Annotated in this window: 1 pseudogene; it reads left to right on the top strand. The window is 69.0% G+C overall.

The annotated features are described in order from the left end of the window. Nucleotides 1-439, top strand: a pseudogene (locus AC1DZA_RS20130) (transposase); the annotation flags it as partial. Nucleotides 440-667: the final 228 nt, after the last annotated feature.

Raw genomic sequence — 667 nt, 5'->3', positions numbered from 1 at the left:
ACTGTACGGGCGGCGGAAGATGCTCGCCCTGCTGCGTCGCGGCCAGGTCCCGGATGCCAGCTTCGGCGCGGTCGACCGGGCCATGCGGTCCCTCGGGCTCAGCGGCGTGGTCCGGGGCCGCCGGCCGCGCACGACGATCCCGAACCCGAAGGACACCCGCGCCCCGGACCTGCTGAACCGGGACTTCACCGCCCCGGCCCCGGATCACGTCTGGGTTGCTGATTTCACGTACGTGCGCACCTTCCAGTCGTTCACGTACGTCGCGTTCGTGGTCGACTGCTACTCGCAGCGGATCGTGGGCTGGAACGCGTCGATCCGCCGCGACGTGGAACTCGTCGACGTACCCGTGCGGATGGCGCTGTGGCAACGAGACCGCGCCGGGCATCCGATCGAGCGCGGCCAGCTGATCAGTCACTCGGATGCCGGCAGTCAAACTGGGCTCAACCGGTGGAAACAACACCTGATCGGAGGGTGTTGTGGGACGACCGTCGGATTGGATGAGGGAAGTGACCGGGCGCGCGCCGATGCACTCGCCCGGTCACCCGGGGCACCCGCGTGCGAGGGAGCGGGAGTTCTGGGCGAAGATCAGCACGGGTCTGCTGCCCGCTGAGGCTGGCGTGACGATCGGCGTGGCTCCCGTCGTTGGGTCGCGGTGGTTCCGACAATC

This window comes from Agromyces sp. P2_B3 (genome assembly GCF_056404815.1).
Note: the sequence above shows the minus strand (reverse complement) of the source record. Positions and strands in the feature narration are given on the sequence as shown.